1 protein-coding gene is annotated in these 826 nt (G+C 74.2%); it reads right to left on the minus strand.

Annotation, left to right across the window (positions count from 1 at the left end; all coding sequences use genetic code 11):
• Window positions 1-826 (minus strand): SpnB-like Rossmann fold domain-containing protein (locus tag GUY59_RS47135; protein ID WP_161715158.1); only part of this gene is annotated, 826 nt, incomplete at both ends.

Below are 826 nucleotides of genomic sequence, written 5' to 3' on the forward strand. Positions count from 1 at the left end.
CCGGCTCACCAGCAGCAGGTTCCTGACGTCGTGCTCGGTGACCAGGTGGCGGGCGACCAGTGCGCCAAGGCCGCCCGTTCCGCCGGTGACCAGGACCGTGCCGTCCGAGCCGAACACCGGCTCCTGCTGCTCCAGGTCCGTCGCCCGGTCCAGCTTCGGTGTCAGGAGCCTGCCGGCCCGCACGGCCATCTGGGACTCGCCGCTCGCCAGCGCCCGGCCGACCGTCCCGGCGTCCAGGCGCTCGGTGTCGGCGTCCAGGAGCACGATGCGGCCGGGCTGCTCCGACTGCGCGGCCCGTACGAGGCCCCACACCGCCGCCTGCGCCGGGTCCGGAACGTCGCCCTCGGTCGCCGCGACGGCCTGGTGGGTGACGATGACCAGCCGCGACGACGCCAGACGCTCGTCGGCCAGCCAGTCCTGCACCAGTGCCAGGGCCGCGTGGGTCGTGGCGTGCAGGTCGGCGCCCGCGCAGCGGGTCAGGACCGGGACGTCCGCCGGGTCGAGGGAGGCCAGATCCGGGTGGACCTCCGCCCCCGTGCCCAGGTCGTCGGTCCCGAGCACGAGCCACCGGGGAGCGTCCTGCTCGGAGGCGGCCGGGGTCTCGGTCCAGTCGAGCTGGTGCAGGGAGGTCAGGTTGCCTGCGGTGAGGTCGGTGGAAAGGGCACGCAGAGTGAGCGCGCCGATCTCGGCCACCGGAGCGCCGCTGTCGTCGGCGATGCTCAACACGATGCTCGTGTCGGAGGAGCCTCGGCTGACCTTGACCCGCAGGCCCGTCGCCCCGGCCGCGTGCAACTCCACCCCGCTCCAGGCGAACGGCAGATACGGC

Origin of the sequence: Nonomuraea sp. K271, from assembly GCF_009908215.1 — a bacterium.
Lineage (GTDB): Bacteria > Actinomycetota > Actinomycetes > Streptosporangiales > Streptosporangiaceae > Nonomuraea > Nonomuraea longispora.